Source organism: Nitrosopumilus sp. S6 (assembly GCF_054515815.1).
Genome location: NZ_JBTNRI010000015.1, coordinates 1 through 25,825, shown reverse-complemented (window position 1 = coordinate 25,825; position 25,825 = coordinate 1). Strand labels below are relative to the sequence as shown.

The following is a 25,825-nucleotide window of genomic DNA, read 5'->3' as shown; positions in this document are numbered from 1 at the left end:
TAGTTTAATTACAGATCCGATTTAAAAGTAATAAAAATTATCACAAGGTATTACAATGAAAGTAGCTTTAATCTATAATGAAAATCAGATCGACCCAAATGATGTAATCAATGTTTTTGGAATGACTACAAAAGAGCATTACAGCAAAAAGGCTGTTGAAAGAGTTGCTCAAGCATTAGAAAAAGGCGGACACACAGTCAAAGTAGTTGAAGGGGATATTCATCTTGCTGATGAATTAAGAGAGTTTATGCCAAAAGTAGTGGCAGGTGAGACTCCTGGAATGGTGTTTAATATGGCATATGGAATTCAAGGTCAGAACAGGTACACCCACGTTCCAGCAATGATGGAGATGCTTGGAATCCCTTACATAGGTTCAGGCCCTGCAGGACATGCTATTGTTCAAGATAAGGTAATGACAAAAATTGTTTTGCAGAAAAACAAAATCCCTACTCCTGGCTTTTGGGTCTTTCGAACTCCTGAAGATAAACATGATGATTTGATCTTTCCTGTTATTGTTAAACCAAAACTAGAGTCCACATCTATGGGTATGGAAGTAGTAGATAATTGGAAAGATTTACGTGAAGCAGTTAGAGTCCAAATTGAAAAATTTCAACAAGATATTTTGGTTGAACAGTTTATCTCAGGACGAGAATTTGCAGTAGGTCTGTTAGGAAATGCTCCTAACATTGAAGTCTTACCAATAGTTGAGATTAATCTCGATAATCCTGATCAAATACAAACCATTGCTGATAAAAAGAAAAAAGGTGGTGTTGAAAAAACATGCCCTGCAAAATTATCAAAAGAAAAAACTGAAGAGATGAAGCAAATGTGTCAGAATGCATTTTCTGCCTTGGGGCTAAATGATTACACTAGAGTTGATTTTAGAATGGATAAAGATGAGAATCTTTACATTCTTGAATTAAATTCAATGGCCAGTCTTGGATTGGGTGGTTCGTTTTTTCATGCAGGAAAAACTGCAGGGTACACGTATGAGTCATTAATCAATAAAATTTTGGATGTTGCAGTAATTCGTTACTTTGGTACCACAATTCTACATGATGAAGATGAAACTGATTTAACTCAACCACTTCGTGTTGTTGCACGAACATATTTGAGAAGTCATCTGCATAGTTTGAAAGAAACCCTCAAAGATTATGTAAATCTGAACACTCACGTATACAATATTGAAAATGTAAACCACTTGGGAGGCAAACTATCTAAACGAATGAATCATCTTGGATTTACTGAACAAGTTTACAACCAATTAGATGTTGGAGATTTCCATTATTTTAAAAATCATTCAGATGCAGAAAATGATGTTTTATTTATTTCTCATTTAGATACTCACTATGGACCAAATGATCTGATCCCATACCATGAAACTAGTGATAGTATTGTTGGTTCTGGCATCGCTGAGAGTAAGGGTGGATTGGTAGTGATGTTGGGTGCATTACATGCATTACGGTTTGCAAAAAAACTCAAAAAAATCAAATGTGGTGTATTGCTTACAACCGATGATAGTTTAGGCGGACGATACAGTAGTGCTTTAATTGAAGAAATATCTCAAAAATCAAAATATGTTCTTGGATTAAAATCTGGTAGTATTGATGGTGGAATTATTACTACATGCTATGGAAGAAGCGATTATGAAATTAGATTTACTTCAATAGGTGAAGAATCCTCTTCTAATATTCATGGCATTATACCCGTGTTGGCAAAAAAATTAGTTGCTCTTGAAAAATTATCAAAAGATGAAAAGGATTACCGATTACGAACAACATCTATTGTGGCACAAGGCTCTCATGGACACACTCCAAACTATGCTACACTATCACTAACATGTAGTTACAAAACAGAAAAACTCGGCGAATTACTTGGTTCCAAAATTAAAACTATTATGAAAAAGAAAGAAAGCAATTCTAAAAAATTAGATGTAGTAATGCATAAAATTCAAACACGACATCCTGTGTTAGAAGAACCCTCTGACACTAAATTCTATAAACTAGTTGAAGATTTAGCTAAAAAACATGATATCAAAGTTAAGAAACATGCCCAATTATTGTCTTCAGACATAAGTAATGTTCCAGCTGTGCTTCCAGCTTTGGATGGGTTTGGTCCGTTAGGAAACAAATATCGTTCTTCCAAAGAATACATTGTACATGATAGTATTGTAGAAAGATCTGCATTACTTGCTTCTGTAATTTACAAATGTGCTGGAAATTAAAATTGACAGAGCCATTTTGCTTAGACTATGAGAAAACCTTCGCAGAACACCTTTTATCCATATAATTCCCAAATCTGTTAAGAGTCAAAATGAGAGATAAACTGGGAATTATCGTTAATCGACTTGTTTATGGATTCTCATTTGCTTTTCTGTATCAGATTGTTATTGGAATAGCAACATCTCTGCTATCATTGCCTCTGACTGGAAATATACAAGATCTAATTTCTGGCGTTGGGCAAATCGAGTCCCAGGAAGGACCATTACTTGTAGCTTGGTGGATAATCTCTACAATCATTATCACTGTAATTGCTTTGTTGATTATACGATACAAAAAATACATCTCTCCTTACAAAGGTGAAAAAGACATTGAGGTTCCCCCAAAAATTACTGCAATTACTGCAATAATAATTGGCGGTACTATATCATTTCTATTTTTCTTACTTGATGTTGTCATTGGTATGGTGACGACTCCAGGTTCTCAAACTGATGTTGCAGCAATCTATGAAGCCGCAATAATTGGTGACTTTGCTCCACTTTTAGTTAGTATTATTTTTTCAATTATTGCAGGATTCATTATTGTAGGAGTTGCAAGTAAGACATCAAAAGTAAAAGAACTCACAAAGGATATTGGATTACAAGAAATAACTGGTATCAAACGAATCATGCAAATGACTAAAACACAAAAAACCACTTTGTCTGATACCATTGGTCAACGCCCTGGGGCTTTGATTCATGTTGGAGAAAAAAAGGTAGAAAATGTTACAATCAATCTCATTGAGTATGATGCTGAAAACATCAACGAAGTGAAAAACGCTTCTTTTGAACAATGCTTAGAATCTAAAAACAAACCAAATGTTTCATGGATTGATGTTATTGGAATTCATGATCCTAATATCATCAAAACATTTGGAGATAGTTTTGATCTACACCCACTTCATCAATCAAACATAATGAATACTGAATTAAGACCATCAATTGAAGTGTCTGACAATCACATTATGGTGATGCTAAAAATGCCTCATTACAACACTGAAACTGGAAAGCTAGACTTGGAGCAGGTTTCAATCATTATATCTGAACACCATCTTTTGACGTTTCAGGAGACCCCTGATGATTTCTTTGATCAAATTCGTAAGCGATTACGCGACAAATCAGGCTCTATTAGAAAACTCAAGAGTGATTATCTGGCATATGCGATAATTGACGCAATTATTGATAGCTATTTTTTGGTAATAGAGCAAGTTGGTGACATCACTGAAAATGTGGAAGAGGAACTAATGAAAAACCCTACTGCTGAAACTATGCAAACCATTCAAACACTAAAGCGTAGAATGATAGCACTAAGAAAATCAATCTGGCCTGCTAGGGAGATTGTAGATGCTTTAGGACGTGAAGATACAATTTTCATATCTGATAACACTAGAACATATCTTCGTGATGTTTACAACCATGTAATTCAAGTAACTGATTCTATTGAAGGATTACGTGATGTAATTGGTGGTATGCTTGACACATATCTCTCAAGTGTGAGTAATCGGATGAATGAAATAATGAAGACTCTTACCATAGTTGCAGCTATTTTCATTCCTATAACGTTCATTGCTGGTATTTACGGAACTAATTTCTCATATGTTCCTGAATTAGAGTGGGAGGGCAGTTATTTTGCGATGCTTGGTGCAATGTCAATAATTGTAATGATCATGATGATATATTTCAAAAAGAAAAAATGGCTGTAGGAAGTAACTTTGACTAATCAAGCACTACAAAGAGCGCATGAGATTCTTGAAGGTACCGCAAATGACAAAATTACAAAAACATTTCAAATTTTCATCATTACTTTGATTACAGTAAATGTAATTGTTGTAATTGTTGAAACAGAAGAATCTGTACTGGATCAATACGGATACTTGTTTACTCCATTTGAGGTTTTTTCAGTCATTATCTTTACTGCAGAGTATATTGGGCGAATAGTTCTTTACAAATTAAATCCAAAATATAACAATTCAAAATACGGTCTAGCTAGACTACTTGTTTCTCCTATGATGTTAGTTGATTTAGCTGCAATATTGCCATTCTTCTTACCATTCGTAGTTACAGATACTAGATTCATTAGAATAATTAGGTTATTGAGACTGTTTAGATTATTCAAACTTTCTAGATATTCTCAACCTATGCAAACACTAGGTGCAGTTTTCAAATCAAAAGCAGGAGATTTGGGAGTTGCATTTTTCATTTTATTTATCGTATTGATTTTTGCATCCAGTTTGATGTATCATGCAGAGCATGAAGCCCAACCAGATGTTTTCACAAGCATTCCTGCATCAATGTGGTGGGGAATTGTCACTCTAACCACAATAGGATATGGTGATGTTTACCCAGTTACTGTAGCTGGAAAATTAATTGCTGCAGGAGTGGCTGTGATTGGAATAGCAGTTTATGCAATTCCTACAGGTATCATGGCATCTGCATTTACTGAAGAACTCCGAAAAAACAAGGAGAGTAAAAACAATACATGTCCTCATTGTGGAAAAGACATTACAGGAGTATAATGTGGAGGTAAAAGATTGGATATTAAACAAATAGAAAGTTCATTCAAACCAAGTTCTGACAAAAAATGCGCAGTTGCAAAAAAGGGAATGGTTGCATCAGCATTTCCTGATGCTACAAAAGCAGGAGTTGAGATGCTCAAAAAAGGTGGCAACGCAATTGATGCTGCATGTGCTACTGCACTAGCATTAGGGGTATGTGAGCCACAAGCATCAGGAATTGGAGGACAATCTATGGCAATTATTCATTTTAATGGAAAATCATATGCCATTGATGGCTCTAGTCGTGCGCCATCACTTGCACATTCATCTAAATTTATAAAAAAAAGATCTCGAAGCTTAGGTTACAGAGCAACTACCATCCCCAGCACTTTAGCTACAATTGGATTTTTACATGAACGATATGGTAAATTAGAATGGCAAAAAATAATTGCTCCCTCAATCCGTATTGCAAAAAAAGGTTACAAGATAACCAAACTACAACATGATTTACAAACAAGAGAATTACAAAACTTTCTTTCAATAAAATCAAAATCAGGTGCAAAATATTTTCTCAAAGATGGTTTAGTTCCATATGATATAGGGGACACATTCACTCAACCTGATCTAGCTTATACTCTCAAAGTAATTTCAGAATATGGATACAGTGTATTTTACCACGGTTCAATTGCAAAAGCAATTTCAAAAGACATGGTAAAAAATAGAGGGTTGATTCGAGAAGAAGATTTGTCATATATGCCTGAACCACTTATCAGAAAACCCTTAAGCAGAAAATACAGACACCTTACAGTTTCAACTCTACCTCCTCCTGCAGCTGGAAGAACATTATTGCTCACACTTATGATGCTTAATCACTTGCCATCAAAATTCCTACGTAGCTCAAAACCAAGCTCATACCATTTTGTTGCAGAGACATTTCGAAAGGCATTTCTGCATAGACTGCAACGACCATTTAACCGCCACACTTATGATCAAATTTTAGACAAATTCCATCTGCAGCGCTCTTTTGCAAAACAGATGGCAGAATCCATTCACAATTCCATGGATGCAACATTGCCTATGATTGATCCTGAATTTGGTGGAGAAGACACCACTCACCTATCAACTATGGATGTAGAAGGAAATGCTGTGGGTATAACTCAGTCCGTAGAACTTGCCTATGGTTCAAAGGCAGCAGCTGATGGCTTGGGATTTTTGTACAACAACTACATGTCTGCATTTGAATTTACAAACCCAAATCATCCTTACTATATCCGGCCAAATGCCATTCCTTGGACATCTGTTTCTCCTGCATTGATTTTCAACGACTCTAAACTTTGGATGGTCGTTGGAAGTCCAGGCAGTCAGAGAATATTTTCTACAATAACACAATTTCTTTCAAGAATAATTGATGGTAATTTGCCAATGAGTGATGCAATTGTAAGGCCACGTTTTCATTGCTCTATTGGTGGTACTGTTAGCATTGAAGATGGAGGATTTCGTAAGGAAATAATTGATTTTCTCAAAGAAATGGGATATGAAATCTCAGTAAAAGAGAGATATTCATTTTATCATGGTGCTATCCATGCTGTCATGAAAATGCAAACCAAAAATGGTTTTCAGGGAGTGGCTGAAGTCAGACGTGATGGAACCGCAGAGGGATTAGATTGAGTAAACTTCCTGTATTACTATCGATTCCGCATGGTGGATTAAAAAAACCTGTAGAACTTGAAGGACACCTATCCATCACAGACAAGGACTTGTTTGATGACTCTGATCCATTTGTTATTGAGATGTATGACTTGGGAGACAAAGTTCAACGTGTAATCAAAACAGACATTGCAAGAGCATTTGTTGATCTCAATCGTTCATTACAAGATATGCCTCCAGATAACCCTGATGGTTTAATCAAAAGTATGACTTGTTATGAACAACCTATTTACATTAAAGGAAAAGAACCTGATGAATCTCTTCGAAATTTACTGATAGAACTTTACTACCTTCCTTATCATAAAGCAATACAAAAAAGCTTTGAAGAATTAGATTTACAGTTATGTCTTGATTGTCATTCCATGGCATCTTTTGCACCTGGAATTTCTCCTGATGGTGCCAACAAAAAAAGACCTTTGTTTTGTATATCAAATCAAGATGGAAAAACATGTTCAGATGAAATGCTTGAACTTTTAGCTGATTGTATATCTGATTCCTATTTGATTGACAGAGAGGAAATATCTCTTAATGATCCATTTCATGGAGGTCATATAACTAGGACATATGGAAACAACCCACTACCTTGGATTCAAGTTGAGATGAATCGAGAATTATATTTGTCTGAAAAGTGGTTTAATTCTGAAACATTGTCCATGAAAACAAACAGATTACAAGATTTGAACCAAATGTTCGAACATACGCTAACAAAACTAGCAAAAAAGATTCAATGAATTTATCTTTAGATTTGTGAACCTAGTTTTTTACTTGTCAATACTGCCACCTTGACCATAAAGAACATGCATGGTGTACGTATCAGTAACATCTGGATGATTTCTTAATTTATGAATAATAGTATCTATACTGCCTTCTTCCTTACTTGCAATTTTTAGTAATATGTCATATTTTCCCCATATACCATTAATTTCTAATACTTCAGGAATTTCTTTGAATTCAGAAATTATCTTTGATTCACTTCCACCAATACATGTAACCAAAACATATGCTTGCATTACTTAATCTACATTCTTCTCTGATAAATACGTGATTTGTTTCATACTATGTTCTAAACATAATCATTGCTGTATATTGAATAGTATTATCTTGTAATGCTGTTGTAGTTAGTTTAATGTCTGAAACACTTCTGTCCTGAATACAGGTATTGATGAGATCATCTAATTCAGATTTATCATTTGATTGTATGATTTCAACTTTCATTTTCTTACCATCCTTGTCTTGGATGACAGTCGCATATGCATCCATTAGTACATTGTATACGTATACAGTCTGAGCATTGCTTTTTTTTGAAAAAGGTCATTTAAATTCCTCAATAATTTTTGAAGTGAATTGATTGTTTTTGTACAAAGTATCTTTAATTAAAATTCGTATACTCTCTAACTGAAATTGCAAGTAATCTATTATCGGTGTAGTTATTTCGAACATGATGCCCATATGTGAATTTTGGATTTAACATATGGGAAAATTGCTCACATTCTCTACAAAATTATCTAATTGACTTTGTACAGAATAAAATCAACTTGTATCTAGATTGTAGAAATTGTAATTTCATCAAAAATCTCTTCAGCTTTTTTAATTATTTTTTTATCATCTGCATCAGGTTCTGCTGTAATTAATACTAGGTTTTCTCCAATTGGAACACTAATTATCAACTGTTTGGTTCGCCTTGATGCGATATAATCTATTGGACCTAGAACCTCATCTAATTCTTGACGCATGTTAAAATCAAGCTGCATTTGCATGTAAACCATTCTTATTTTATCCTCTGACAGCATAGGAGTTACACCTTTTTTGAATCCACCTGCAACAAGTCGTCCTAACTCATTAATCACACCTACATGTCTTACTTTGTCTTCATTTGATAGTTTAGAACATGCTGCATCTAACCTTTGTATGTCATTTACTGATAATATTGCCATGATGAATTTTCATGTTGTTCTATCTTAAATCTTACCTTGATATCTCTTAATGACGTGGAGATTCTTCATCGTCATCTCCATCATCATCATAAAGTTTACGTCTTGGCATGCTTTTTCAAACGCCTCTTTTTGGAGATATGGGTAAAACCGACAAAACTCTCACTAAATTTCATCCTATTTGAAACTCTCCAATAACTCGTCATCAAATTGTAATATCATTCTCTTCTTCTTGAAACGATTTTGAATCCCATCTATCATCTGATCAAATAAATTATTTTCAGGCACATTCATCTAGAAAACACCTCTCAAATCTTCCCAAGTAAGAATTTCTGGTCTTATTGGTTCTGTGATTGTTGAAAGTCTTCTATTGTTTTTGACTAATCTATTTTTGAATAGACTTGACTGTGACTCAAGTTGCCCCATCTCATTATGAGATTCCATTAGAGTTGTATTCATAAAAAAACAGAGTCATTTTTGGTATTAAGGCAGGAGATTTTTGTTTAGATTTTATTTTAATTAAACTAGTTATTTCGAGCGTGAAACTAGTCATATAGTTGTCTTAATAGGCATAAATAGTCAAGTCAACTTATACCTGTATGGGACTATCTTCAACTAATCTACATGCACTCAGAATATTTTTGCCTTCATCATTACTTGATAATTCAATTGAGTTCTTTGAGTTCCTAAGGTATGAAACAAAATCGTTGAGAGATGAGCATACTATTCTTAAAGATAATTTTTTAGAGATGATCCCTAAAAGTACAAAAATAAAAAAAGCATCAAAAATTAAAAAACCCGTAATTACAAAACAGTTTGAAGAATTTTGTAAGATTTTGGATAGGACACTTTTTGTCAAAAATACAAAAGATGAACTTTCTGAAATAAAATGGACTAGAATAGACAACTTTTGTAAATTATTACGATTAATTGAAAGAAGTGATGAACGAAAGATTCGTTGGGCTCTTTATCATATTTTTAGCACTGGTAAGACAAAAATCTCAAAACAAAATCTAAATGAATTATTGAAAGATTTTAAGATAAAAAATATTGATAAAATTCTTGCAAAAATAATCAAGACAGAGACATTATCTGGTTTAGATGCAACATATGATGGAAAAACATTCATCATTAATCATGATTCAGGAGATAAACTGGTTTCGCATTATTTAGCTGATGCTATTGAAGAGCCATCAAGACGTTCTCCTGGTGAATTAGAAGAAGAGATACTGGATTTAATTGACGAGGGCTCTTACTCTAACCAAGAAATATCTCAAGCATTATTACTTGATGAAGGACTTGTATCAAGAACAATTGGCAAACTTCGTGATCAAGACAAAATTATACTTTCAAGCTTTGGTCAACGAGGAGCTAGATATTTCACCACAAATTGTGATAATTGTCCTTTTGGAACCACAAAAGCATCTTGTCGAAAAGAGGCTATATCGTATATTGCTTCTGCATTCATGGAAGACTTTGGATTGGATCTTTCTGCAAAAGACTTTGAATCTGTGGAGGCAAACCAGGCACTTTTAAAAATTAAAAGAATTGTTATGATGGCAAGAAAAGAAAAAAATACCAAGCTTGAGCGCAACTTGAGTGAAAACTTAGATAATTTGCTATCTAAAGTGGTCGATAAATTCACTGAAATTGAAACTCCTGATAAAAAATCCCCTAGTGTACCTGAGATTAAAATGGAAGTTACTTCAAACATCTCAAAACTTCCCCTCTTGTACCAGTTGGGGCTCAAGAAAGGTGCCCGGGGAGGAATACATCTTATGGATGAAATGCTTCATTTGGCATCAAAATCTATCCAAAACGATGACCGAATAAAAATCAAAAAACACGCACTAAGTGAGACAAACAAATTTTTAAAAAATATAGGCCTTGATCAAAAGAATTCTAAATGATACATGCCTTGGATTTTTCTACCCTGAAAATTCGATGGCATAGTTTTTTAATGAGTTTTTTTAGATAATTAATGTGAAATCAATTTCATTTGTAGTATTTTTTCTAGGCTTAATTCTTGTTTCAAGTACTTTTACAACTCAAGGCTTTGCAGATGTTATTAGCCCCAGACAACAGATGCATCTTGATTTTACTGCTGATCAAATAATCTGTGCTGAAGGACTAGTCAAAATAACTAAAAAATCTACTGGTAATGCATCATGTGTAAAACCTACAACTGCTGAAAAACTAGCTGAAAATGGATGGGCAAAACAACTAACTGATAAAAAAGTTGAAGAGATAAAGACCCTCAAATCAAAGAAAGGCGAACCAGCTGGAACCGTTACAAAAGTTGCAACTGTAAAACAACCTACAAAAGTTATCAAAGGCACTACAACTTCGGGTGTCGTGGGATATGCATACATCTTTGAAGCATGTGCCGCATCTAAAACCGTTAGAGCTCCTGAAATATTTGTAACTTCAGACAGTGAAACTAGAAGTGTAAAGCTTGGAAATATGTTAAAGGCAAATTCTTGTTATACTACTTCAGTACTTATCAAAGCTGCAGATCCTAATTCTATTTCTGCAACTTTATTAAACAAGGGTGGAATTTCAGAAAAAATTTCCTCACTTGAAAAACAGATTGCAGATTTGAAAGAACGAATTCTTACAGCTAAACAAAAAATTCCAAGGACTAATGATGAAACCCCAAACCCTGATAACTTGACTACTGTTGTAACTCTTAAAAAAGAACTAAAAGGTCTACAGGATGAACTACGACGATATCTGATGGTGTTGTATGTTCCTACACATGCTAAAGCAACTAGTCTTGATCTCCCAAAGTCCCTAACAGGTAAACCTTTGGAGGGAATGAGTACTGATTTAATTTCCGTCACTGAGGCAGTAGTAAAACCTGAATCCTCAAACCCTGACTATAAGCGATACGATGTAGTCTTTGAAGCATGTACTGGAAAAGAATCCGTTAAACTACCAATAATTGATATTGTTTCTGATACTGATACTACTACTGTAAAATTAATTGAAAGAATTATCCCAAACTCTTGTCAAGTTGGAACTGCAAAAATTAACGCAATTGATTCTGGTTCAATTACCGTCAAGATTAGCACAAATTCAGGAGTTTCTTCTGATGTGGAAAAATTAGAGATGAAAATCAATCAACTGGAAACAGACTTGGGTGATCTAAGAAAACTATTAGGACAATTAACATCAAAGAAACTAGATGCTGCAGGCGAAGAACAAGTCGGACAAATTGCACTTAACATTGCAGAATTACGTACTGAATTACTAGAAACTAGAGCAAAATTACATGCTCTTTTACTCCTAGTCTAAATACTATTATCTTAATTTTCAAACAAAATTGTAATGGTTGTCATGAAATTCAAAACAGTAGAACCTTCTTACACATCAAAGGATGGATGCAGAATTGTTTGGCAAGGTGTTGATGAGGATGACATTGATGTTGTAATTTTAAACAAAACTGAATTAGAAAATCTTGTAGAACTTTTCAAGAAAAATTCTGTTGGTGAAGTAGAACTAGAAGATCAGGCAAGTTACATAAGAGTAAACTCTGATGTGACTCAGTTTAATCTAAGCAATCATAGGTTACTTGAAGTTAATACAAATCAAATTCGAGAAGAAATTTTAGAATATGCCAAAATTCCACATGAACCTCAATACGTCTACATTGGAACAAAAGAATTCTATCCTTCTGTTTGGATTAGAGATGATGAAAAAGTACAAAGAGAAATTTCTACTAAAGACCCCAAAAAGTCACTAATTCAAGCAATATTATCTTCAGAGCCTGAAAAAATTAGGCAAGATCTTTCTCCAACTGATTTGTTTAGAGTTTTTGCTACAAGACGCTCAACTAGAAAATTTGATAAAACTAAAGTAGAAGATTGGAAGATTGACAAGATTTTATCTGCAGCTGATGTTGCACCTACTGCAGGAAACTTTCAAGGCTTTCAAGTATTTTTGATAAAAAATCCAAAAACAAAAGAGGCTCTAGTTGAGGCTGCAAACAAGCAACCTTATGTTAATGCCCCTGTTGTGTTGGTGTTTTGTACAGATCCTTCTAGAGTCAAATTGAAATTCCCTCCTGAAATTTTAGACAAGTTTTCTTTGCAGGATGCAACTATTGCTGCAGCATTTTCTTTATTGGCAGCTTCAGGTGTGGGGTTGAGTACGATTTGGATAGGAATGTTTGATGAAGAAAAAGTAAAGAAAATTCTTGGAACTGAGTTAAAGCCATCCTCTATTCTTTGCATTGGCTATCCAGATAAGAAAAAACCTCCAAAATCAAGAAGACATCTAAAAGAATTAATCAAAGTAATTGAATAACATCTATCAAAATAATATCTCTGAATTTTATTACTCTACTTACACGTAGTGAATTCAAATGAAGGCAGACCTACTGTAGAAGGGAGAAACGTAGCTGTCTTATCACGAATTCACTTGTGCATAGTATACACTTTCAAATAATTAAGATGTATCTGAGTTGACTTGATATTGAATCAAATCAACTATCCTTTCACTTAATACTCCATGAACAATTGTGTTGTATGGAACAATTCAAACTTGAAAATCAGGAAAAATTTCTCAACAGCATCTTACATGTATCCAGCAATATACGATATGTAATGATTTATGATTTGAAAGGCAATTCTATTTTTAAACGCCAAATGGATGGAGTTACTGATTTGTTAACTGAAGAAGAAAACAAAATTGCCTTAAAACATACTATTGATTCTTGGAATTTTCGAAATAGTGTTTCAGAAAAAATTGGTAATGCAAGATACACATTGCAGGTATATGATAATCTAATCCGAGTAATTTTCCCATTTGGTAATGAGATGTTACTTGTTGTTACGTTAGATAATGCAGGAGATTCTGATGATATTGTTAAACGAATTCATGTGATATTGTCAGGAAACCCCCAGGCAAGTATGTTTAACAATGATCTGATTGTATCACTACGTAATAGTTTTGATTACTGGAGTAACATTGATGAGGATTCCCGCATAAACTGTTTATTGGTTTGGAAGAAGATTCTAAATGAAAACCCAGACCTCAAAAATAGTCAGAGCATAATTGCAAATGACAGTAAAATGGATGGGGAAATTCAAATTGAAAAGTTCTTAGAATCTTGGTCACATGCAATTCAAGAACCCAATTTTGAATCTGCAAAGATTGCTATGCAAGAATGGAAAGAAGTATGGGAAAATCTAGCTAACAAAAATGTACAACTATACATCAAGATTCTAGAAACATTGGAACAATCATGGGAAAATACCCAAAGCAAGAGTATAGAATGATGTGTTTTAAAATAGAAATTATTAATAAATAATAGAGCATACAATTCGTATTATATCATGCACGTAGAAACCATCCAAACTGAAGAGTTGTCTCAATTAGACAAGCTTGTAAATGAAGTAATTGAACAAAGAAAGGTAGTTGATATTAAATTAAATACTGCGGTATTTCGAGAAAAAATTCTGTATACTGCATTAATAATACTTGATGATTAGCAATAATCAAAAGATATCATTATTTTTCTAAAAACTTGTGACATCTAGTACACTCGTATCTAGTTTTGTAGCCTGGCATCAAAACTTTAGCATCGAGAGTACAAGCATAAGAATAATTGTTTTGCATTATTGAATGCCTCTTTTATCAAATGAATTCAAATGAAGGCAGACCTGCAACGCATGTTAAATGGCAGCTGTCTTATCATGAATTCACTTGACACACTATAGTACTACTTTCATACTCTTAAGGTAATTACCAGTTGATTTGATTCTGAACCTAATCAACTTATGATTACTTGATAAGCAAATCTTGTATTGTATAGAACATGATTGAATATGTCATTCCACTCTATGGTTTTGTAGAGTATTACGCATTTGAGGCACTAACTAAACTCAAAAAATCACAAAAGCAAACACAACGCTATGAGTTTAATTCTGACCTCCTAGAGGCCTACAAATAATGACTGTTCTTATAACAATGCCTGATTTTAAGTGTAAAACATGTCTGACTGATCTAAGTCACGGTCAGATTATTTGTTTTGGCACACTTTGTATTCCTTGTTGGGACAAAGTGAAACCTCCAAGAAACAGTATCTAGGTTAGATGGAACTGCAACAAATTTCTACTTTAAATACACGTCAACAACAAAATGATCCTATGAAAGTTTCAGTAGAGTATGATGTAAGTTATTCTTATGACAATATAGTCACAATAAATGATAATGTTTTACGTGTATTTCCTTCTAAAGAGTTTTGGCAAACTCCAATTAGTGAAGAAGTGTCAATAATGCCTAGTGGAAAAGAACTTTACTATACAGATAGATTTGGAAACAAAAATTTACGAATTAAAATTACTGAACCACATTACTCTTCTTACTTTAAAGTAGTATCTACTGTAGAAACAAGTCCATACAAAGTCACAGTTGATGAAGATATTAGTTTGCCTTTAGACAAATCTATCTTTTCACCTGAAATTAGAATTTATCTTAATGCATCTACTCTTATCAATCCCGATTTGATAAGACAGAGAGCTCCTGACATTGTAGATAATGTAAAAACTTTGAAAGAAGCATTGCAGGTTCTTACTGAATGGGTTACAACAAACATAGAATATGTTCCAGCATCAACTACAATTCAAACTAAAGCTAGAGAATCATTATCTATGGGTGTAGGGGTATGTCAGGACAAAGCCCATATTCTAATTGGATTTTTACGCTCTCTTGGAATTCCAGCTAGATATGTCAGTGGTATATTGGTAGACACTCCTGGTGCAACTCATGCATGGGCAGAAGCTTATTGGCCCAATGTAGGCTGGATACCTTTAGATCCTACTCATAATAGATCCTTTGATTTAGAAAATCACTATGTAAAATATGCTCATGGTCGTGATTACAATGATGTATCTCCAATCACAGGTACTTTTGAATCCAATAGTCCAAATAGTCTAACGCAACTAAATGTGATTCCAACAATTCTTCAGTAGAATGTTTATTGATGTTAGTTTAATAGTATAATTCATTATGAAACTCACGAGTGATAAAAATAGATAAAAAAAATCTAGTCCTTCCAAGTAAATTATACAAAGCATATTGGTTAGGTCGTTATGTTGAACGAGTTGATAGTATAACTAGATCCTTACTTAGTGCACTTTATTCATTCAAAACTCTCAAGAGTGAAGAACCATTAATGTCTCTTGCAGATAGTTTGGGAATAGAATTTACAAAGCGTGAAAAATTCCTTGAAATAATTTTACATGGTGATATCTCATCTAGTATTCTATATTCTGTAAGGAATATGAGAACAAATGCAATAGGTTTGGGAATTGATAGATTGGTTAGAGAATCAAATATCTTAGTTATAGCCGTAGAAGAAAAACCTGATTTACAAAATATAGATGAAGTAATCAAGCATGCAAATGATGTAGTTGCAGCAATTAATAATTTAGGTAGAGTTATCGACGAAGAAATTGCCCCTCCTAAAATTTCTGATGACACAAGACAAAATCAAACTCGTCATCAACAACAGTGAAAATCATGCATGTAGATACCCTTCCTTCTAAATCAATTGATTTTTCAAAAATTGAAAGTTTCAATGAGGCAATTGATTCTAATCTTATGATACGTAAAGAATATCAACAATTTTTTAAAAATATTCAAAACCCACGTTTACTTCGATTGGGAGAAAAGGTAATGTCTGCAGATCTTACGGCATATCTAGAAGGTTTCACATACAATGTAAAACCTACTGAATACAATGCGGTTCCTATGGATTTTGTTCCACGTATAATTTCTAAACAAAATTTTCAAACAATTCAAGATGGAATTAAACAACGTGCAAAAGTACTCAACATGTTCCTAAAGGACGTATATACTCAGAAAAAAACAATTGTTCCTGACGAATTAATTTTTGGCTCTGAGTACTTTAACCCTGATTTAATTGGGCATTTACCAAAAAATGACATTTTCATTCAAGTTTATGGTGCAGATCTTCTATACAATGGAGAAACGTATTATGTAATTGAGGATAATCTTAGAGTCCCTAGTGGAGTTACATATCCTCTAAAGATACGTGAGATGAGCGATAGATATCTGAATATTTTAAAAAAGGGATACAAACTTGAATCTTACAAACCTTGGAAGTTTTTGCTTAATGCAATGAAAGATGCTTCATGGGTAAAAAATCCATTCATGGTATTGCTGACTGATGGAACATCAGGTTCTGCATATTTTGAACACATGTATCTTTCAAAATTGATGGACATTCCACTAGTAGAGACTGGGGATCTTTACATAACTGATTCAGGATCTGTTGCACTAAAAATTCCTGGAGAGGGCGAAGTTCAAGTAGATGTAATTTATCGCAGAGTTGAAGATTTGGATATTTTTGTACCTGGAATTACAAAAGCATATCTTGATGGAAAAGTTGCCTTGGTTAATTCTCCAGGAACAGGTGTTGCAGATGATAAATTAGTTTACTCGTATATTCCTGAACTTATACAACATTATCTTTCTGAAGAACCAATTTTAGAACAACCAAAATCCTACAATCCTACAATTCCTGAAGATTTGGAAAATGCAATTAAAAATGTAGAAAATCTTGTTGTAAAAGAACGAGGAGGGTATGGTGGCATGGGAACCGTAATTCCACGAGATCATCCAAAATCTAAGAGAGACGAACTCATAAAAAAAATAAAAACAGAAATCACAGAAAAACCAAATGACTATTTGTTACAAGAAACTTTAGATTTTTCTACTACTATTACTAGAGAATCTTTTAACCCACTGATCATGCGAGATTCATACGTGGACCTTAGAGTTTTTTCATATTATGAAAAAGACGGCCCTAAAGTCCCTCCAGGAGGATTATCAAGATATGCAAGGCATGGTAGAATCACAAACAACTCTTCAGGTGGAGGGGTAAAAGATACGTGGGTTGTAGATTTGAATGAAAAAATCTCTTAAATTCATTTTCTTAATAGTGATGAAATTAAAATTTTAAAAAACAAAACGTTACTTTTCAAAAAAGTATCCATTAATCATAAATTTACACATCAATAAGATATGTCATGACTTTAATGATACAGTATAGATTTACAGATGATTTAAGGTATTTCACATGTTATATGAGCTATGTTCAATATCTTACTTTTAGACAATTATCAATTATCCAAGAATGTAAAGTTCTAAAAAGAAATCAATCAGGATACATGAACTATGTCAAAGAAATGCAAATTGCTATAGATGCACTTGTAAAAAACGATAAAACGCTTTTAGGTAAATTATCTTGGCCTAGATATTTTGTTGATAAAAAGGGAATGATCATTTTAAGAAAAAATACGGCACTTCAGCATTCATAATTAGTAATGGGTTTTACAAATCTAAGATGTGCTGATTCAAATATTTGTTAAAATAAACTGTCATAATTTCTTAATTTGAATATAATATTCGTGCGTCACTTGACTGTGCCGTCTGGATACGAAGGCATCCCTCTGACATGCTATGCCAATGTCGCACAAATCAGATATGTGAAAATAGATTTTAAAGAATCCTTATTTTGATTTCATTCAGAATAAAATCAACTAGTTATCTAAAACAATTTTTAATTCAAAATTCTTCTGCTTTAATAACATAATCTCCTAATCCTATCCATGAGTCAAATCATGCAAATTACAAGGGAACAACAACCAAGCGATTTTTCGAAGTTGAAGTTTGATGATGCCAAAAACGCTTCAAATCTCAGTCAAGAAATCTCTGCAATGGATATGCTTGGTATGTCCTGGGTTTATTTTGATAATCCCGAATTATACTTGGTTAAACCAGAGAGGAGGTGTTAACTTATTGGAAAAGTCTGTCACAACAAGTAGTACTGATTTCTATGGTCTGTGGAAAGGATATGTCGATACAATGTTCACATATGTTGAAAAAACCATTCCACAATATCATCAATCTCTAACAGATCTATTTCAAGAATATGTAGAATCATGGAGAAATGTTTCATGTTCTGCAATTGATATTCAGAAAGGATTTGCAAACAAAGTAGGCATTAGTGCAAGTATGCCCGATGCCGCTAAAAAGATTGGAAATGACCTAGAACAAGAATCAAAAACTGCCATTGATGTCCAAAACAAGATTGCAATTGCATCTATTAATGCAACAAAAGATTCGTTGCATACAATGAATGTGAATTCAAATGAATTTGCTACACTCAATAAAGACATCATAAAAGAATGGCCATTAATGATTCCTTCTAGATCATAACCTTTACTTTTTTCTTTTTTTTAAAACTCATTTACACCCATATTTGTTCACAATATGGAAAATAGGTTAAATCTGATATTGTCTATCTAAGTATGATGGATAATACCTCAACCCAAGATGACACTAAAACATCTGTTTGTGATGTACTAAAGTCAGATACATCCGAAATTATACAAAAACTTGAATCACAATCACCATCTTTGTTCCAAAATTATTCTAATCTGTATGCTGAATACCTTCACATGTTCAATGATCTGTTTGGAACCTGTTATATTGCTGAAAAAGAATTTTTTGACAAATTAAACATTGATCCAAAACTCCTGACTCAAATTAAGAAAAACTCAGAATTAACAAAGAAAAATTATCTTGAATTCATTGAAATGAATACAAAGTATTGGGATGAATATTTTAAGATGAGAGTCTCTGCAGTAAAATCCTTTGATAGTTTTATGCATGTGTTGATAGACTCTTATGCAAAAACACTCTCACAAATCAACAAATCTAAAGAATCTCAAAAATAAAAAATCTAATGTGCTGCTAATAATGCTTTATGAATCTCTGTATGTTCATTCTATTTTTTAACTTTGAGTGATACTACAAATGCACATACAATAATTACAATTGCAAAATACATTACTGCAACATAATCAAAAACAAACGCAATACCTCCAGCAATCACCGGACCAACTACAGTTGCAATTGATAATGTTGAACTGAAAATCCCAGTTGAAGTTGAATGTGGATTATTCTCCATTAGGTGAAAGTTACCTCCAATAAACAAAAATGCCCATGTTGCGCCAACTAATGACATGAATGGCATTGCCATCCACCACTCAGTAACAAATGACAATCCTACAAACACAAACGTTGTACCTCCAACCCCTATCTTGAATTTAGTAATATTTGAAAGATGAATTTTGCTTGCCATGACATTCATCAAGATAAAAGCAGTCATTGTATTTGCAACATACACAATTGATATGTGATAAAGGTCGCCGCCCCATCTATCTACAATCATTATTGGGAGAATTGTCCAAACAGCAGCTGCTCCAATATGTCGTAGTAATAATGACAAGAAAAGAAATTTATTTTTTGAAATAACTCTTTTTGTGGTTCCAGGTTCTACTTCTTTTTCTTGTTCTGGATTTGGAAGTTTAATTGTAAATAACAATCCAACTACAAAGGACGCTGCACTAATCAAGAAAATTAATTGCAAGTCATTTGCAAGTCCTGCTGCTGCAATTCCTGCAAGCCATCCTAGTGCATGAAATGAGATTACTGTTGCAGCCCTTTTCTTGTCAACATTTGCCTCATAGGTATAAGCAATCATTGCTGGAATCATTACACCACTTGCAATTCCTGCTGCAATTCTTACCAAGAAAAACATGGAAAGATCTGTTGCAAAATAATGCATTCCAAATGCTATGGCACAACCAATGAAACCCATTCTGATGAACTTGAGCCTGGTTCCTTTCTTGTCTGAGTGTCTGCCAAAGTAGATTTCAGATAGAATCTGGGCAAAACTAAATGAGGCTACCAAAAGCCCTATCTCAAAGACTGATTGTGTAACGCCTTGGGCAATAATGGGCATGAATACAAAGACAATAGAGATTCCAGCGTGCTGAAAAAATGTGGCACTACGTACTAGATTGTTTACTTGAACTTTTTGCATAAATGTACTAAAAATTGACTCTGACCTAATTTCAACATACGTATCAATACTTTGTTTAGTGGTTTTTTCTGAAAAGAGTTAAACTGTACAAACTCATTTTGAAATTAAATTGGCTGAAAAAGAATCTTTTCTAGATGCTTTACAAAACAGAATTTTACTTTTTGATGGTGCGATGGGAACTGAAATTCAAAAGTTTAATCCTAAACCAGAAGACTTTCCAAACAATCAAGATGGATTCAATGATGGGTTGGTGATAACTCATCCTGATTGGATTAAACAAATTCATAGACGTTACTTGGATGCCGGAGCTGATTGTATTGAAACAAATTCTTTTGGTTCAAATAAAATTAAACTTGATGAATATGGTTTTGGTGATCAAACAATTGAATTTAACAAAAAAATTGCACAACTTGCATTTGAGGTCTGTCAAGAATATTCTGACAGACCACGATATGTGATTGGTTCTATGGGACCTTCTGGATTTCTTCCAAGCTCAAATGATCCTGATTTGGGACAAAAACCACTTGATGAAATCAGAGAAGCTTTTGAACTACAAGCAGAAGGATTGATTCTTGGAGGTGTAGATGCATTACTCATTGAAACAAGTCAGGATATTTTGGAAGTAAAGTTGGTAATTGAAGCATGCCATCAAGCAATGGAGAAAACTGGAAAGAAAGTTCCAATAATTGCAAACACTACATTAGACCAATATGGAAAGATGTTGCTTGGAACAAACATTCAAGCTGCATACACTACTGTTTCTGATATGGGAATTGACATCTTTGGAATGAATTGCTCTACTGGCCCAATTGAGATGACGCCCAGTGTAAGATGGCTTGATGAGCAAAATGAACATAATATTTTGGTGGTCCCAAATGCCGGCATGCCTGAAAATGAAGGAGGACAGGCAGTTTACAAAATGACCCCTGAGAAGATGGGTGATGCCTTGGGCGATTTTATTAAACAATACAAAAAAGTTCGAATAATTGGAGGTTGTTGTGGAACAAATCCAGAACACATCAAAGTTCTAAGAAAAGTAATTGACGAAAAAGCCAACTCTGTCGAGGGTTAAGTATTTAGAAAAACCGAGATGATTTTACACTATTGACTATTCCAAGAGTAAGTTCTGCATTAAAGGCAGTTGATCTAAAACAAGTTCCAGCTCCATTAATTATTGGAGAGAGAATTAACACTCAAGGCTCTCGTAAAGCAAAACAACTAGTTCTTGCAGATGATTATGATGGATTAGTTGATTTGGGTAGAACTCAAGTTGAAGATGGTGCGCATTGCCTTGATGTATGTGTTGCAACAACTGAACGTGCTGATGAAAAAGAATTCATGCTAAATCTAGTAAAACGATTAAGCTTAGAAGTAGATGCTCCTCTTGTAATAGATTCCACTGATCCTGATGTAATTGATGCATCTGTAAAACAAATCCCTGGAAGACCGATAATCAACTCAATTAATCTAGAAGGTGATGGTAGTAGATTTGAAAAACTTGCACCAATAATGGCAAAGTATGGTTTGCCTGCAATAGCATTGTGTATTGGACCTAACGGAATGGCAAAAACACCTCAGCAAAAATTAGAAACTGCTGAATTACTTTATGAAACTGGCAAAAAATATGGATTAAAAATTGAACAGTTTATCTTTGATGTGCTTACATTTACTCTTGCAACAGGTGAAGATGAATTCCTTGATGCAGGAAAAAATACTCTTGAAGGAATTAGACTAGTAAAAGAAAAATTCCCTAATTCTTTTACCACCTTAGGTTTAAGCAACATTAGCTTTGGTCTTGTACCTTATGCTAGAAAAATTCTAAATTCTGTATTCTTGTATCATGCAATAAAAGCTGGTCTTGATACTGCAATTGTAAATGCAAAAGAGATTATTCCATATGGTGAAATTGATGAAAAAGAAAGAAAACTTGCCGAAGATCTAATCTTTAACACTCATCCAAATGCGTTATCTGAATTAATCACATACTTTGAGAATGCAGGGCCTCAAACTAGCACTGCGTCAAAGAAAGTAGATGTAGATCCTTCTTGGCCTGCTGGAAAGAAGGCCAACTTTAGAATAGTTAACAGACTCAAAGACGGAATAGAAAATGATGTTGTTACTGCTATTGCAGATAAAGTTGGAAAAAATGATATTCTAAAGGACACTGATGGTAAACTTTCACTTGATGCTCCTCTAGAGACTACTCATGATGGTGCAATCAGAACTCTCAATGAAGATTTACTTCCTGCAATGAAAGAAGTGGGAGATAAATTTGGGGCAGGTGAATTAATCCTTCCATTTGTTTTGAAATCTGCTGAATGCATGAAGGCAGCTGTTGGTGAGTTGGAAAAGTATTTGGTTAAAGAAGAAGGCTCTAGCAAAGGGAAACTGGTTTTAGGAACAGTATATGGTGATGTCCATGATATTGGAAAGAACTTGGTAAAGACAATCTTTCAAAATAATGGCTATACTGTTTATGATCTTGGAAAGCAGGTTCCTTTGCAAAAATTCCTTGAAAAAATTGATGAGGTAAAACCTGATGCAATTGGGCTTTCTGCATTACTTGTTTCTACATCAAAACAAATGCAGTTCTTTGTAGAGCATGCAAGAAAAAACAAAATGGACATTCCCATTCTTTGTGGGGGTGCCGCAATTAACAGCAATTACATTAATCGAATTGCAAAAGAAGATGGAATCTATGAGCCTGGTGTTTTTTATTGTAATACAATGTTTGAAGGACTCAAAACAATGGATACTTTGGTTTCAGATGAAAAACAAAATCTTCTGGCACAATGGAAAGAAAAATTAGAAAATTGGAAAGAAAAATCTACTGCAAAAATTGATCCTACCAGTCTTCCAAAAAGTGACATTAAACCTGTACCTGCTCCTGCTCCAAAAATTATTGGTGAGCCAATACGCCTGAAACTAGATCAAATCAAGATGGATGAAGTATGGCAACTCATTGACAAAAAATCTCTCTTCAAACTTTCTTGGGGTCTAAGAGGTAAAGCAGGCTCTGAATCAGAGGCTGATCATGAACAACTGCTTAGTCAATGGAAGATTAGAATAATTAGAGAAAAACTGTTTGAACCTGAAGTTGTTTATGGATATTTTAGATGCCACAACAAAGATGGAAAATTATCTGTAGATAATCCTCATGGCGATGATGTAACATTTGATTTTCCACGTTCATCCAAGCCTGAACATTTGTGTTTGACAGATTATTTTGGTGATGATGATATTGTAGCATTTCAGGCTGTAACTGTGGGAAACAAAGTTGCAGACATTATTGAACAATGGAATCAAGAAGACAAGTACACTGATGCATACTATCTTCATGGATTAGCAGTTGAAGTTGCTGAAGGATTAGCTGAATGGATTAATCGAAAAATAAAATCTGAATTGAATTTAGATGCAGGTGGTTTGAGATATTCTTGGGGTTTTCCTAGTTGTCCTGATGTGATGCAACATCAATTGGTATGGAAATTATTGGAACCTGAAAAGTCTGGAATGGAATTAACTGAATCAGGCCAGATAATTCCAGAGCAATCTACTGCTGCAATAGTAGTACATCATCCTAAAGCATCATACTTTGTACTTTAGATAGTTGTTTTATTCAAAAATTCGTTTAATCCTGTAAAATCATTTGGCGATGTGAGTAAAACATCTCCTGTAATTTTATGTGTATGTTGTAACAACTCTTCAAATTCTTTACTGTATGATTCCAAATCCAAATCCAAAAACTTTGCAGATTTTTCATTTTTTTCTGAGGGAAATAATATGATTGGAATGACTGAAAATTCTTTGAGATTTTCTGATAGTGCTTGAACCTGTTGTATGTTTTGAATTACTTGAGTCATGAATCCCTTTGGTTTTGCATCAATCTTCTTTCCTAATTTTGAGAAATTTGGTTTGTTTGACACTGAAAGATACAAATCAATTTTTGAATCTATGTTTTTTTCTCTTAATTTTTTTACCGTCAAGCTTGGAATTTGCCCAGAATCTGATTTTCCTGTTTGTGAAGGGTCTCCCATTAAAATTAAGATTCCTGCAAAGCCAATCTCAATACATTTTTCTGCAAATCCAAAAATCTCGCTTTCTGATTTGTCTCTGACTCTAAGACTGACTGTAATTGGTAAATCTGGAATCTCTTTTTTTATTATTTTTCCTACCTCTAATGGTGAAACTCTTTGATATCCTAACACGTTTTCTGTAAGGTGAATTGCATCACATTTTTTTGAAATAATTTTTATTCTCTCAATGAATTTCTTTACAGATTCATTTGTATCTACATCTGGTAAAATTTTAGGTGGATTAGCTTCATACCTAATTGTCATATTGTCATTTTTTGTATCCTTGGTTAAAACCTTTGAATATCAAAACCCTTATGAAAAAGTAGAGAAATAATGTTGAATTTAGAAAAAATACAATCTACGTTTTCTACTCCTATTGATCCTATTTTAGAAAATACTGGGAAATATCGTTTAGCATCAGTTCTTGTTGTGATTTATGGTAAAGATCCAATGGTTGTTATGACTGAAAAACCTAAAGACATGAAATTTCATGCAGGTGAAATATCTTTTCCTGGTGGTAAATTAGATTCTACAGATTCAGATCTTCTTGAAACTGCATTACGAGAAACTAGTGAAGAAATTGGTTTGACTATTACTAGAGACCAAGTTATTGGACAATTAGATCCTGTTATAACTTTGAATTCTGGTTTTCTTATTTTACCATTCATTTCTGTTGTAAATGAAATTTCAGAACTTACTGCAAATTGTGAAGTTGAAAAAATCTTTCATATTCCTTTGGAATCTTTTTTGAAGACTATGGCAAAAGATCCTGATCCGTCACATAACATTATTCAAGAAATGTTTACCTTTGAATATAACAACAAAATCGTATGGGGTGCTTCTGCTAGAATCCTAAAACAGATTCAAAGTGGCCTAAAATCCTGAGATTCATTTAAAAAGAGCTCTACGTGCCTGAAAATCTATGGCTGCACGCAAGTCCTCTCCAAGGAAGATTCGTCTGTTGAAAAAAACAAAACAGGCATCACCAGTACCTGCATGGATTATTCTCAAAACAAAGAGAAGTGTTAGAACAAATCCAAAACGTAGAGCTTGGAGATCAACTGATGTGGAGGTAGGATAGATGTCTCAAGAATTAGAACGTGTTTACACAATCCCACTTGGTAAAGTATTACTCTCTCAATCACAGCATAGAGCAGTTAGAGCAATCAATATGATCAAAGAATTTGCTCGTCATCACATGAAAGTTGAAGATATCAAAATTGAAGAAGATTTAGCTCATCAAATTTGGGCAAAAGGAGTACGAAGTCCTCCAAGAAAGATTAGAGTTAGAATGAGCAAGACCGATGAGGGTTATGTTCTTGTTTCACCTTATGAGGAAGAAATTGAATCTAAAGTAACTCCTGAAAAAGAAACTCCAAAAGTTGAAGACAAAGTAGAAGAACCAGCTAAAGAAGCACCAAAGAAAGAAGAACCAGCTA

Annotated in this window: 27 protein-coding genes and 1 pseudogene; 22 read left to right on the top strand and 6 right to left on the bottom strand. The window is 33.8% G+C overall.

Annotated elements, in window-relative coordinates; all coding sequences use genetic code 11:
- The first annotated feature begins 55 nt into the window (after window positions 1-55).
- The 5 genes from ACX12B_RS08820 to ACX12B_RS08800 all read left to right on the top strand — a co-directional run bounded on the left by ACX12B_RS08820 (window position 56) and on the right by ACX12B_RS08800 (window position 7,190).
- Window positions 56-2,224 (top strand): M20/M25/M40 family metallo-hydrolase, encoded by a 2,169-nt coding sequence (locus ACX12B_RS08820; protein ID WP_459353643.1) that lies wholly within the window; start codon window positions 56-58, stop codon window positions 2,222-2,224.
- 89 nt (window positions 2,225-2,313) lie between these two features.
- Complete coding sequence (gene corA, locus ACX12B_RS08815) at window positions 2,314-3,960, top strand: magnesium/cobalt transporter CorA (protein ID WP_459353642.1); 1,647 nt, start codon at window positions 2,314-2,316, stop codon at window positions 3,958-3,960.
- Window positions 3,961-3,969: 9 nt separating this feature from the next.
- The gene (locus ACX12B_RS08810; RefSeq protein ID WP_459353641.1) at window positions 3,970-4,773 is read left to right on the top strand and encodes an ion transporter; all 804 of its coding nucleotides are present in this window, start codon (window positions 3,970-3,972) and stop codon (window positions 4,771-4,773) included.
- Window positions 4,774-4,788: 15 nt separating this feature from the next.
- The gene (ggt, locus tag ACX12B_RS08805) at window positions 4,789-6,420 is read left to right on the top strand and encodes a gamma-glutamyltransferase (RefSeq protein ID WP_459353640.1); all 1,632 of its coding nucleotides are present in this window, start codon (window positions 4,789-4,791) and stop codon (window positions 6,418-6,420) included.
- Window positions 6,417-7,190, top strand: coding sequence for an N-formylglutamate amidohydrolase (locus ACX12B_RS08800; protein ID WP_459353639.1), 774 nt, complete (start codon window positions 6,417-6,419; stop codon window positions 7,188-7,190). Before ggt ends, ACX12B_RS08800 begins: the two co-directional genes overlap by 4 nt.
- Window positions 7,191-7,220: 30 nt before the next feature.
- Here the strand turns inward: ACX12B_RS08800 and ACX12B_RS08795 are convergent, their stop codons facing one another.
- From ACX12B_RS08795 to ACX12B_RS08780, 4 genes are all read right to left on the bottom strand, one after another.
- The gene (locus ACX12B_RS08795; RefSeq protein ID WP_459353638.1) at window positions 7,221-7,469 is read right to left on the bottom strand and encodes an Lrp/AsnC ligand binding domain-containing protein; all 249 of its coding nucleotides are present in this window, start codon (window positions 7,467-7,469) and stop codon (window positions 7,221-7,223) included.
- 46 nt (window positions 7,470-7,515) lie between these two features.
- A complete protein-coding gene (locus ACX12B_RS08790) occupies window positions 7,516-7,719 on the bottom strand; it encodes a hypothetical protein (RefSeq protein ID WP_459353637.1) in 204 nt (67 codons plus the stop codon).
- A gap of 281 nt (window positions 7,720-8,000) precedes the next feature.
- A complete protein-coding gene (locus ACX12B_RS08785) occupies window positions 8,001-8,393 on the bottom strand; it encodes a DUF6659 family protein (RefSeq protein WP_459353636.1) in 393 nt (130 codons plus the stop codon).
- A gap of 291 nt (window positions 8,394-8,684) precedes the next feature.
- A complete protein-coding gene (locus tag ACX12B_RS08780) occupies window positions 8,685-8,849 on the bottom strand; it encodes a hypothetical protein (protein ID WP_459353635.1) in 165 nt (54 codons plus the stop codon).
- Between the two features lie 140 nt (window positions 8,850-8,989).
- Here ACX12B_RS08780 and ACX12B_RS08775 point away from each other — a divergent pair, with 140 nt between their 5' ends.
- From ACX12B_RS08775 to ACX12B_RS08720, 12 genes are all read left to right on the top strand, one after another.
- Window positions 8,990-10,300: a hypothetical protein gene (locus ACX12B_RS08775; protein WP_459353634.1), complete on the top strand. Its 1,311-nt coding sequence runs from the start codon at window positions 8,990-8,992 to the stop codon at window positions 10,298-10,300.
- A gap of 73 nt (window positions 10,301-10,373) precedes the next feature.
- Complete coding sequence (locus tag ACX12B_RS08770) at window positions 10,374-11,687, top strand: hypothetical protein (protein ID WP_459353633.1); 1,314 nt, start codon at window positions 10,374-10,376, stop codon at window positions 11,685-11,687.
- 33 nt (window positions 11,688-11,720) lie between these two features.
- Window positions 11,721-12,698, top strand: coding sequence for a nitroreductase family protein (locus ACX12B_RS08765; RefSeq protein WP_459353632.1), 978 nt, complete (start codon window positions 11,721-11,723; stop codon window positions 12,696-12,698).
- A gap of 221 nt (window positions 12,699-12,919) precedes the next feature.
- Window positions 12,920-13,672 (top strand): hypothetical protein, encoded by a 753-nt coding sequence (locus ACX12B_RS08760; RefSeq protein WP_459353631.1) that lies wholly within the window; start codon window positions 12,920-12,922, stop codon window positions 13,670-13,672.
- 57 nt (window positions 13,673-13,729) lie between these two features.
- Window positions 13,730-13,885, top strand: coding sequence for a hypothetical protein (locus tag ACX12B_RS08755; protein WP_459353630.1), 156 nt, complete (start codon window positions 13,730-13,732; stop codon window positions 13,883-13,885).
- 603 nt (window positions 13,886-14,488) lie between these two features.
- Window positions 14,489-15,367, top strand: a complete 879-nt coding sequence (locus ACX12B_RS08750) for a transglutaminase domain-containing protein (RefSeq protein WP_459353629.1) — start codon at window positions 14,489-14,491, stop codon at window positions 15,365-15,367.
- Between the two features lie 50 nt (window positions 15,368-15,417).
- Complete coding sequence (locus ACX12B_RS08745; protein ID WP_459353628.1) at window positions 15,418-15,912, top strand: alpha-E domain-containing protein; 495 nt, start codon at window positions 15,418-15,420, stop codon at window positions 15,910-15,912.
- Window positions 15,913-15,917: 5 nt separating this feature from the next.
- Complete coding sequence (locus ACX12B_RS08740) at window positions 15,918-17,345, top strand: circularly permuted type 2 ATP-grasp protein (protein WP_459353627.1); 1,428 nt, start codon at window positions 15,918-15,920, stop codon at window positions 17,343-17,345.
- Between the two features lie 104 nt (window positions 17,346-17,449).
- Window positions 17,450-17,740, top strand: a complete 291-nt coding sequence (locus ACX12B_RS08735) for a hypothetical protein (protein ID WP_459353626.1) — start codon at window positions 17,450-17,452, stop codon at window positions 17,738-17,740.
- Window positions 17,741-18,043: 303 nt separating this feature from the next.
- A complete protein-coding gene (locus ACX12B_RS08730; RefSeq protein WP_459353625.1) occupies window positions 18,044-18,217 on the top strand; it encodes a hypothetical protein in 174 nt (57 codons plus the stop codon).
- Window positions 18,218-18,221: 4 nt separating this feature from the next.
- Entirely contained in the window at window positions 18,222-18,641 is a 420-nt protein-coding gene (locus ACX12B_RS08725; protein ID WP_459353624.1) for a hypothetical protein, read from the top strand.
- Between the two features lie 95 nt (window positions 18,642-18,736).
- Window positions 18,737-19,162 (top strand): hypothetical protein, encoded by a 426-nt coding sequence (locus tag ACX12B_RS08720; protein WP_459353623.1) that lies wholly within the window; start codon window positions 18,737-18,739, stop codon window positions 19,160-19,162.
- A 50-nt stretch (window positions 19,163-19,212) separates the two neighbouring features.
- Here the strand turns inward: ACX12B_RS08720 and ACX12B_RS08715 are convergent, their stop codons facing one another.
- A complete protein-coding gene (locus ACX12B_RS08715; protein ID WP_459353622.1) occupies window positions 19,213-20,313 on the bottom strand; it encodes an MFS transporter in 1,101 nt (366 codons plus the stop codon).
- Window positions 20,314-20,422: 109 nt separating this feature from the next.
- On the opposite strand from ACX12B_RS08715, the gene ACX12B_RS08710 reads away from it, so the two are divergent.
- A complete protein-coding gene (locus tag ACX12B_RS08710) occupies window positions 20,423-21,385 on the top strand; it encodes a homocysteine S-methyltransferase family protein (RefSeq protein WP_459353621.1) in 963 nt (320 codons plus the stop codon).
- Between the two features lie 32 nt (window positions 21,386-21,417).
- Window positions 21,418-23,916, top strand: a complete 2,499-nt coding sequence (locus ACX12B_RS08705) for a methionine synthase (RefSeq protein ID WP_459353620.1) — start codon at window positions 21,418-21,420, stop codon at window positions 23,914-23,916.
- On the opposite strand, the pseudogene ACX12B_RS08700 reads toward ACX12B_RS08705, so the two are convergent.
- A pseudogene (locus ACX12B_RS08700) lies at window positions 23,913-24,653 on the bottom strand (5,10-methenyltetrahydrofolate synthetase); the annotation flags it as partial. The gene ACX12B_RS08705 and the pseudogene ACX12B_RS08700 sit on opposite strands and share 4 nt — an antisense overlap.
- A 66-nt stretch (window positions 24,654-24,719) precedes the next feature.
- Here ACX12B_RS08700 and ACX12B_RS08695 point away from each other — a divergent pair.
- From ACX12B_RS08695 to ACX12B_RS08685, 3 genes are all read left to right on the top strand, one after another.
- A complete protein-coding gene (locus ACX12B_RS08695) occupies window positions 24,720-25,271 on the top strand; it encodes an NUDIX hydrolase (RefSeq protein ID WP_459353619.1) in 552 nt (183 codons plus the stop codon).
- 37 nt (window positions 25,272-25,308) lie between these two features.
- The gene (locus tag ACX12B_RS08690; RefSeq protein WP_012215647.1) at window positions 25,309-25,467 is read left to right on the top strand and encodes a 50S ribosomal protein L39e; all 159 of its coding nucleotides are present in this window, start codon (window positions 25,309-25,311) and stop codon (window positions 25,465-25,467) included.
- Window positions 25,468-25,825: 50S ribosomal protein L31e (locus tag ACX12B_RS08685; protein WP_459353618.1), on the top strand; the 358-nt coding region annotated here is incomplete at its 3' end. It abuts the gene before it with no gap.

Excerpts from the sequence above, each read along its gene's own strand:
- ACX12B_RS08695 (WP_459353619.1), top strand. The coding sequence starts at position 24,720 with ATGTTGAATTTAGAAAAAATACAATCTACGTTTTCTACTCCTATTGAT.
- ACX12B_RS08720 (WP_459353623.1), top strand. The coding sequence starts at position 18,737 with ATGGATAATACCTCAACCCAAGATGACACTAAAACATCTGTTTGTGAT.
- ACX12B_RS08690 (WP_012215647.1), top strand. The coding sequence starts at position 25,309 with ATGGCTGCACGCAAGTCCTCTCCAAGGAAGATTCGTCTGTTGAAAAAA.
- ACX12B_RS08820 (WP_459353643.1), top strand. The coding sequence starts at position 56 with ATGAAAGTAGCTTTAATCTATAATGAAAATCAGATCGACCCAAATGAT.
- ACX12B_RS08750 (WP_459353629.1), top strand. The coding sequence starts at position 14,489 with ATGGAACTGCAACAAATTTCTACTTTAAATACACGTCAACAACAAAAT.
- ACX12B_RS08735 (WP_459353626.1), top strand. The coding sequence starts at position 17,450 with ATGACTTTAATGATACAGTATAGATTTACAGATGATTTAAGGTATTTC.
- ACX12B_RS08775 (WP_459353634.1), top strand. The coding sequence starts at position 8,990 with ATGGGACTATCTTCAACTAATCTACATGCACTCAGAATATTTTTGCCT.
- ACX12B_RS08730 (WP_459353625.1), top strand. The coding sequence starts at position 18,044 with ATGCAAATTACAAGGGAACAACAACCAAGCGATTTTTCGAAGTTGAAG.
- ACX12B_RS08760 (WP_459353631.1), top strand. The coding sequence starts at position 12,920 with ATGGAACAATTCAAACTTGAAAATCAGGAAAAATTTCTCAACAGCATC.
- ACX12B_RS08740 (WP_459353627.1), top strand. The coding sequence starts at position 15,918 with ATGCATGTAGATACCCTTCCTTCTAAATCAATTGATTTTTCAAAAATT.
- ACX12B_RS08795 (WP_459353638.1), bottom strand. The coding sequence starts at position 7,469 with ATGCAAGCATATGTTTTGGTTACATGTATTGGTGGAAGTGAATCAAAG.
- corA (WP_459353642.1), top strand. The coding sequence starts at position 2,314 with ATGAGAGATAAACTGGGAATTATCGTTAATCGACTTGTTTATGGATTC.
- ACX12B_RS08765 (WP_459353632.1), top strand. The coding sequence starts at position 11,721 with ATGGTTGTCATGAAATTCAAAACAGTAGAACCTTCTTACACATCAAAG.
- ACX12B_RS08715 (WP_459353622.1), bottom strand. The coding sequence starts at position 20,313 with ATGCAAAAAGTTCAAGTAAACAATCTAGTACGTAGTGCCACATTTTTT.
- ACX12B_RS08780 (WP_459353635.1), bottom strand. The coding sequence starts at position 8,849 with ATGAATACAACTCTAATGGAATCTCATAATGAGATGGGGCAACTTGAG.
- ACX12B_RS08755 (WP_459353630.1), top strand. The coding sequence starts at position 13,730 with ATGCACGTAGAAACCATCCAAACTGAAGAGTTGTCTCAATTAGACAAG.
- ACX12B_RS08790 (WP_459353637.1), bottom strand. The coding sequence starts at position 7,719 with ATGGATGCATATGCGACTGTCATCCAAGACAAGGATGGTAAGAAAATG.
- ACX12B_RS08785 (WP_459353636.1), bottom strand. The coding sequence starts at position 8,393 with ATGGCAATATTATCAGTAAATGACATACAAAGGTTAGATGCAGCATGT.